General features: G+C 63.0%; 6 protein-coding genes. 4 read left to right on the plus strand and 2 right to left on the minus strand.

All coding sequences use genetic code 11. From position 1 onward, the window contains the following. Window positions 1-73 precede the first annotated feature (73 nt). From ABW043_RS21995 to ABW043_RS22010, 4 genes are all read left to right on the plus strand, one after another. On the plus strand, window positions 74-1,006 hold the full coding sequence (locus ABW043_RS21995) for a putative F420-0 ABC transporter substrate-binding protein (protein WP_353923333.1): 933 nt from the start codon (window positions 74-76) through the stop codon (window positions 1,004-1,006). A 154-nt stretch (window positions 1,007-1,160) separates the two neighbouring features. After that, on the plus strand, window positions 1,161-2,174 hold the full coding sequence (locus tag ABW043_RS22000) for a putative F420-0 ABC transporter permease subunit (protein ID WP_353923334.1): 1,014 nt from the start codon (window positions 1,161-1,163) through the stop codon (window positions 2,172-2,174). After that, on the plus strand, window positions 2,174-2,950 hold the full coding sequence (locus tag ABW043_RS22005) for an ABC transporter ATP-binding protein (protein ID WP_353923337.1): 777 nt from the start codon (window positions 2,174-2,176) through the stop codon (window positions 2,948-2,950). Before ABW043_RS22000 ends, ABW043_RS22005 begins: the two co-directional genes overlap by 1 nt. 109 nt (window positions 2,951-3,059) lie before the next feature. Then, the gene (locus tag ABW043_RS22010) at window positions 3,060-5,501 is read left to right on the plus strand and encodes an EAL domain-containing protein (protein ID WP_353923335.1); all 2,442 of its coding nucleotides are present in this window, start codon (window positions 3,060-3,062) and stop codon (window positions 5,499-5,501) included. A gap of 51 nt (window positions 5,502-5,552) precedes the next feature. Here the strand turns inward: ABW043_RS22010 and ABW043_RS22015 are convergent, their stop codons facing one another. Next, window positions 5,553-6,503 carry a substrate-binding domain-containing protein gene (locus tag ABW043_RS22015; RefSeq protein ID WP_295409696.1) on the minus strand — a complete coding sequence of 317 codons (951 nt, stop codon included), beginning with the start codon at window positions 6,501-6,503 and terminating at the stop codon, window positions 5,553-5,555. Between the two features lie 115 nt (window positions 6,504-6,618). After that, window positions 6,619-7,415, minus strand: a 797-nt coding sequence (locus ABW043_RS22020) for an ABC transporter permease (protein ID WP_353923336.1), incomplete at its 5' end; no start/stop codon positions are given.

Genomic DNA, 7,415 nt, shown 5'->3' on the forward strand with positions numbered 1-7,415 from the left:
CTATGAGGCCGCCATGGCGGACATGAAAGATACTTCCAAGGCACGCCCCAAGGGGCAGAAGCAGGACTGAACCATGCGTCATTCTTTTTCTCTTCTCGCTGCCATCGCGGCGGGTCTTTTTGCCGTGCCAGCCATGGCGACGGACTATCCGCTGAAGCTCGACAATTGCGGCTTTGCGCTCGATATCGCCGCAGCGCCGCAGCGCGTCGTAGCCATCAAGTCGACGGCGGCCGAACTGCTGCTCTCGCTCGGTCTTGAGGATCAATTGGTGGGGCTGGCTTTCCTTGATGGCCCGCTGCCGGAGGCGCTCGGCGGAACCAACATTCCTGTGCTGTCGGAAAAGCTGCCTTCGCAGGAAGTGGTGCTCGAGGTGGAGCCGGACTTTGTCTATGGCGGCTGGGAGAGCAATTTCGCGGCCGATGGGGCCGGCGAGCGGCCGACGCTGCAGCAGCTTGGTGTAGCGTCCTACGTGGCGCCGGCGGCTTGCCGGTCGGTAAAGCCGGAGAAGCTGAGTTTTGATCATCTGTTCGGCGAAATCGCCGAAATGGGCGCCATCTTCGACGTCGAGGGTCGAGCCGATGCGCTGATCGCCGAACAGAAGGCAGCACTGGCCGGGGTCGCGGCAGACACACGCGGGCTGACGGCGGTGTGGTATTCCTCGGGCACCAAGGCGCCCTATGTGGGGGCGGGTAGCAATGCGCCGGCTATGATCATGGAAGCGCTCGGGCTCACGAATGTCTTTGCCGGGGTTGATGAAGGCTGGACGGCGGCGAGCTGGGAAGCGGTGGTCGATGCCAATCCCGATGTGATCGTACTGGTCGATGCAGCGTGGAACTCGGCGGAGGCCAAGAAGAAACTGCTGGCGGAAAATCCGATCACGTCGAAGCTCGATGCGGTGGTCAATCAGCGGTACCTGATCATTCCGTTCCCGGCTTCCGAGGCGGGGATTCGCAATGTGCCGGCGACGGTGGACATGGCCGGACAGTTGGCCGGGTTGAGTTTTTGATGCAGGCATCGGGGCTCACGCCACCCCGTCCCAACCTCCCCCAGCAAGGGGGAGGTGCAGATCGAGTTCGGGGCGACTTCTCACCAAAACCACAATCCCTCCACCTCCCCCTTGATGGGGGACGGTGGAAGGGGGCGATTGCCCCGGGCTCAGAGTGACCCGGTCTTTGAACGCCACTGCCTATATCGCCCTGTGGCTCCTGTTGCTCGCGAGCGCCACCATTGCTGTCACGTTCGGGCCAGCCGACATCAGCCCGACTGAGGTCTGGACCACGATCCTTCACCACCTTGGTCTCGTGCCGGAGAGCCCGGTCTCGCGCCTGCGCGATGCCATTGTCTGGGATCTGCGGCTGCCGCGGGTGATTGCGGCAATGGGCGTTGGGGCGGGGTTGGCGCTGGCTGGGGCGGTGATGCAGGCGCTGACGCGCAATCCGCTGGCCGATCCCTATCTGCTGGGCCTGTCATCGGGGGCGGCCCTTGGCGCGGTGACGCTTGTGGTGCTGGGTTATGCGCTGTTCGTGCCGGTGGGGGCTTTCGTTGGTTCGCTGGCTGCTTTGGGGCTGGCGCTGCTCATTGCGCAACTTTTGGGTGGGGCGACGCCGGTTCGGGCGATCCTTGCCGGCATTTCCATTTCGGCGCTGGCCTCGGCCATGACCTCGTTCATCATTTTCTGGTCGGCGACGGGGGATTCCTATCGCGAAATCCTCTCCTGGCTCATGGGCTCGCTGAGCGGATCGGGCTGGCCCGATGCGGTGCTGGTCTTGGTGAGTCTCGTTGTCTGCGCGCCGGTTATGCTGGTTTCGGCGCGAGGGCTCGATGCTTTTGCCTTTGGTGAGAAATCGGCGGCGAGCCTCGGGGTGGATGTCGTTCGGCTGCGCTGGACCCTGCTTGGGGCTTCGGCGCTGCTGACAGGGGTAATGGTGGCCATCGGCGGGGCCATTGGTTTTGTCGGGCTCGTCGTGCCGCATGCGGTGCGGTTGGCCGTGGGATCGCGCCATGGAAGGCTCCTGCCGCTGTCCATGCTGGTTGGGGCCATTTTCATGCTCTGGGCCGACACATTGGCGCGGACCGTGTTCGATCCGCGCGAATTGCCAGTGGGTATCGTGACGGCGCTGGTGGGGGCGCCCGCATTCCTCCTGATCCTCATGCGCTTCAGGCGAGTGACGTGATGGAGGGGCTCAAGGTTGCGCGCGTCAATATCAGCCGCGGTGGCAAAGGCATCGTCGTCGATGCCGCGTTCTCGGCGCCAGCCGGCAAGGTGACGGGGCTGGTCGGGCCGAACGGGGCGGGGAAGTCGACGCTGATCTCGGCCATTGTCGGGCTGGAACGGCCGGAGGCGGGCTCGCTGGCGTTTGAAGGCGCGGACCTTACCGCGATGGGGCGCCGCGAGCGGGCCGCCATCTGCGCCTATGTCGAACAATCCGCCAGCACCGAGGAGCGGCTCGGCGTTTCCGATGTCGTCGCGTTGGGGCGGATTCCGCATGTATCCGCCTGGACGGCCGGCCTCGGCCATGACGATGAGGCGATAGTGGCGGGTGCGCTTGAAAAAGTGGGTATGGCCGAATTTGCGACGCGCCAGTTCAATACGCTTTCGGGCGGAGAACAGCAGCGCGTGCATATTGCGCGGGCGCTGGCACAGGAGCCAAGGCTGCTGGTGCTTGATGAGCCGACGAGCCACCTCGATATACGCGCTCAATTGCAGGTGCTTCATCTTCTGGGCGATCTGGCTCAGGCTGGCGGCACAGTGCTTTTGGCCCTCCATGATCTCAACCTGGCGCTGCGCTTTTGCGATTGGCTGGTGGTTCTGCATGCGGGCGGGGTAGTGGCGGAAGGGCCTCCGGCAGATGTTCTTGGAGAGGATTTGCTGGCCCAAGTTTATGGTGTTCGCGCCCGTCTGATCGGAGGGCCGAGCGGACCAGTAATCGTCTATGAGGGCACGGTTTAATCCCCGGCTTTACTCGTCGTTCAGCATCCCAACGGATGTGAGTTGGCCGTAACTCATCCGTAAAGGGCGCAACTCTAGGGTAACATCCGTATTTTTCCGGATGTGTGCAGTGTTTGCGGTTCTCGACTTCTTCTTTCGCGGCCATGACCTTGTCTTCGTGGCAATCGCTGCCTTCATTTGCCTTTTATCGGCCTATGCCTGTGTCAGCCTGCTGCGACATGCCAAGCGCATGGACAAGCGAGCGCGGCTGATCTGGACGACGATTTCGGCGATCTCGGTGGGGCTCGGCATCTGGGCGACGCACTTCGTCGCCATGCTGGCCTTTCGACCGGGCTTCGCGCTGCAGTATGACATTGTGCTCACCGGCGCCTCGTTGCTGCTGGCCATCGGCGTCTGCGGCGCGGGTCTCGCCATGGCGCTCCAGGCCAAGGGCATAGCCGACCGCTTTCTTGGTGGCGCGGTCATTGGCGTTGGTATCTCCAATATGCACTACATGGGCATCGCCGCCCTGTTGCTCGATGGCCAGTTGATCTGGGACGGGCGCCTGATCGGCGCCTCCATACTCGCCGGTATCGTGCTTTCGGGGTTTGCCGTTGTCGTGGCCATGGGGCCGGGACGCCAGCGCCTTTTTGGCGGCGCGGCGCTGCTGACCCTTGCCATCTGCGCCATGCACTTTACGGCCATGGGCGCTGCCGATTTCAGCAATTGCCTGCCCTTGGTGCACGAGGGCGCCGAGATCGATGGCGGCATGATGTCGATCATCGTGGCGCTGATCACGCTTTTTATCCTCAGCGCGGCGCTGGGCAGCATCGTCTTGGACGAAGCCGATCGTCGCCGCACCGAGCGCGAGGAGCGGCGCCAGAGGAACGACGCTGACCGTATCGCCTCGGTCAGCCAGAAGCTTGAACTGGCGCTGACCCATATGGGGCAGGGGCTGGCGCTGTTCTCGGAAGACGGCAAGGTGATGCTGCACAACGAGCGGCTGAACGAACTGCTGTCTCTGCCGCGGCACGCCATGCTGGAAGGCCGCACGCTTGAGGATATCTGCGTGGTGGCCACCAACCAGGTCAGCATCGACCTCGCCAAGCGCGATCAGGTGGCCAAGGAACTCGCCGAACAGCATCGCATGCTGGCCGCGCAGGGTGGACAGGCCGTGCACAGTTTTGACGGCGAACGCTTCCTGCGCGTGCAGCACAACCCGATCGGCGATGGCCGGTGGGTGACGCTGATGGAGGACATTTCCGACAGCAAGCGCAATGAAGCGGCGATTGCCCATCTGGCCAAGCACGACACGCTGACTGGCCTGCCGAACCGCGCGCGTTTCGAAGAGGTCTTCGACAACGCCCTTGCCGATGCCGAGGCCCAGAAAACCCAGATCGGCATCGTCGCGATCGACCTCGACAATTTCAAAGACATCAACGACAGCTATGGCCACGCGACCGGCGACCAGGTGCTGCGCGTGCTTTCGGAGCGGTTGAGCAATCTGCTGAAGCCAGGCGAGGTCATAGCCCGGCTTGGCGGCGACGAATTCGTCGCCATCAAGCAGTTCTCGGTGATCGAAAGCCTGCGCGACTTCCTCGACCGTATCGAGGGCGTGCTGTTTGGCTCCGTGCAATATCAGGACGTCGTGGTGGCAACGAGCGGCAGTATTGGTGTCGCCATCTATCCCCAGGACGGCAAGGAGCACTCAAAGCTCCTGAGCAATGCCGACCTGGCGCTCTATCGGGCCAAGGCCGAATTCGAGACCCGCATCTGCTACTATGAGAGCGAGATGGACGAGCACGCGCGCCAGCGCCGTGCGATGGCCAACGATCTCTGGCATGCGCTCGAAATGGACTCCTTCAACCTCGTCTATCAGGTGCAGAAGTCGGTCTCGACCGGCGAGGTTACCGGCTACGAGGTGCTGCTGCGCTGGGACCGGCCGGGCCACGGTCCGGTATCGCCGGCAGAGTTCATCCCCGTCGCCGAGGAATGCGGCGCCATCAGCGCCATCGGCGCATGGGTGCTGAAAACCGCCTGCATCGAGGCAGCGAGCTGGCCCGAGCCGCACAAGATTGCGGTCAACGTGTCGGGTCTGCAACTGGCTCAGGTGGAACTGGTCGATCTTGTGAAGATGGTGCTGTTCCAGTCGGGTCTTTCGCCTGAACGGCTCGAGCTCGAGGTCACAGAGACGGCGATCATCACCGACAAGAAGCGGGCGCTGAATATCCTGCGCCAGATCCGCGAACTGGGTGTGTCGATTGCCATCGACGACTTTGGCACCGGCTATTCCTCGCTGGCAACGCTGCGCAGTTTCCCCTTCGACAAGATCAAGCTCGATCGATCGTTCATGAACGAGGTGGAGCATTCCGAGCAGTCCAAGGCCATCGTTCGCGCCATCCTGGCGCTGGGCAAGAGCCTGTCGGTGCCGGTTCTCGCCGAGGGCGTGGAGACCGTGGAGCAGCTCAATGTGCTGCGCTTGGAGGGCTGTACCGAGGCGCAGGGCTTCCTGCTCGGACGACCCGCGGCGATGGACTGGGACGAGGTCCCCGAACTGGCGGCAATCGCCTGAACACAAAGGGCGCCTCAAGGGCGCCCTTCGCTTTTGTTGATCTGGCTTGCCTTAGAACGGGCTGTTCGGATCGAGGTATTCGGCCGCGTTGTCCTTGGTGATCAGGGTCGAGTCGAGGATGTAGCGACCTGCGACCTGGATGCCGCCGGTGAAGTGCGAGGTCGTCAGTTCGATAGCCGTGGCGATCATGGCCGGGCTGTAGGAAACGTCGACCGGGGTAAGGGCAGAGCCATCGGCAACGGCCTGCAGGATCTGCTGCATGCCGGCGCCGCCGACGATGAACATGTCGTTCTCACGGCCAGCCTGCTTGATGGCTTCGATGGCGCCCAGGGCAATGTCGTCGTCCTGTGCCCACACGCCCTTGATGTCGGGGAAGCGGGTCAGGAAGTCCTGCATCACCTTGAAGCCGTCATCGCGGTTCCAGTTGGCGAATTCGTCGTCGAGAACGGTGATGTTGGAGCCTTCGATGCCGGCAACGAAGGCGTCGAAACGCTGTGCGTCGATCGGGATCGGCAGGCCGCGCAGGATGACGATGTTGCCGCCTTCAGGAAGCGCCTGCTTGAAGTACTCGGCCGAATTGGCGCCGAGGCCCGGATTGTCGCCGGCGACGTAGAGGTTTTCGACGCCGTCGATGGAGAGCTGGCGATCAACGACGGTGACGAACTTGCCAGCGTCCTTGACCTGCTTGATGGCCGAGGTCATGGCGTCCGGGTCACCCGGCAGGATGACGAGGGCGTCGATGCCGCGGGTGGATACCATGTCTTCGATGTCGGCGATCTGCTTGGGCGCATCAGGAGCCGAAGCGAAGACGAACTCTACGTTGGGATACGTGGTGCCGAGACGTTCGATGGCTTCCTGGGCGAAGTAGTTGACGCCACCGGTCCAGCCATGGTCGGCCGCCGGCACGGAGACGCCGATGGTCACCTTGTCCTGGGCGACGACTGCGCCCGTGAGGCTGCCGGCAATGACAGCCGACGCCATGAGGGATTTCACCAGTTTCATTCTTGTAGTCCTCCCGAAAATGCCCTTTGCGGGCGATGTAAACTTTTGGCTCGCTGTGTCTGTCGTGGTCGCGCCTTCGAACCGGAAAAGTGGTGCCCACTTTTCCTGAAAACGCTCATGTGCGGCGACCGCGTTGCAGCAGCACCGCGAGAATGATGATGACGCCCTGGAAGGCCCCGTTGAGATAGGGGCTGATGAGGCTCTGAAGATTGAGGATATTGCCGATGAGGCCGAGGATGACGACGCCGACCACGGTGCCCCAGATGCGGCCATAGCCGCCCTTGAGAGTGGTGCCGCCGATGATGACGCCGGCAATGGCTTCGAGCTCCCAGAGGACGCCCGTGGTGCTGGAGGCAGAGCCGAGGCGCGGCACGTAGAGCAACACGGCGACGGCGACGAGCGTGCCCTGCAGGATGTAGGTCAGCAGCCGGACATTGTCGACATTGATCGAGGAATAGCGGGCGACCTGCTCGTTGGAGCCGATGGCGGCGCAATAGCGGCCGAAGGCGGTGTAGCGCATGATCACTTCGCCAGCGATGGCAACGAGCGCAAAGACGATGATCGGCCACGGCACCCCGAGAAGGCCGGCGTAATAGACCGGGCGATAGACGTCGGCGACCTGGAAATTGAGCGAGAGCGTGCCACCATCGGCCAGAAAGGTCACGAGCGAGCGGAAAATGCCCATGGTGCCGAGGGTGACGATGAAGGCTTCGATGCGGCCTCGGGTAATCATCAAGCCGTTAAACGTGCCCGCAAAGCCGCCGAGCAGGACGCCAACCGCCATGCCGGCGAGAATGACGCCCCAGCCGATGCCCATGGTGGGGATCAGCCAGTTCATCACCATGATCATGACGCCGGCAATGACCGCGGCCATGGAGCCGACGGAGAGATCGAGCCCGCCGGCGGTGATGA

Origin of the sequence: Devosia sp., from assembly GCF_040509215.1 — a bacterium.
GTDB lineage: Bacteria > Pseudomonadota > Alphaproteobacteria > Rhizobiales > Devosiaceae > Devosia.

Bases quoted from the DNA above. Each gene is read 5' to 3' on its own strand.
- ABW043_RS21995 (WP_353923333.1), top strand. From the start codon at position 74: ATGCGTCATTCTTTTTCTCTTCTCGCTGCCATCGCGGCGGGTCTTTTT.
- ABW043_RS22005 (WP_353923337.1), top strand. From the start codon at position 2,174: ATGGAGGGGCTCAAGGTTGCGCGCGTCAATATCAGCCGCGGTGGCAAA.
- ABW043_RS22015 (WP_295409696.1), bottom strand. From the start codon at position 6,503: ATGAAACTGGTGAAATCCCTCATGGCGTCGGCTGTCATTGCCGGCAGC.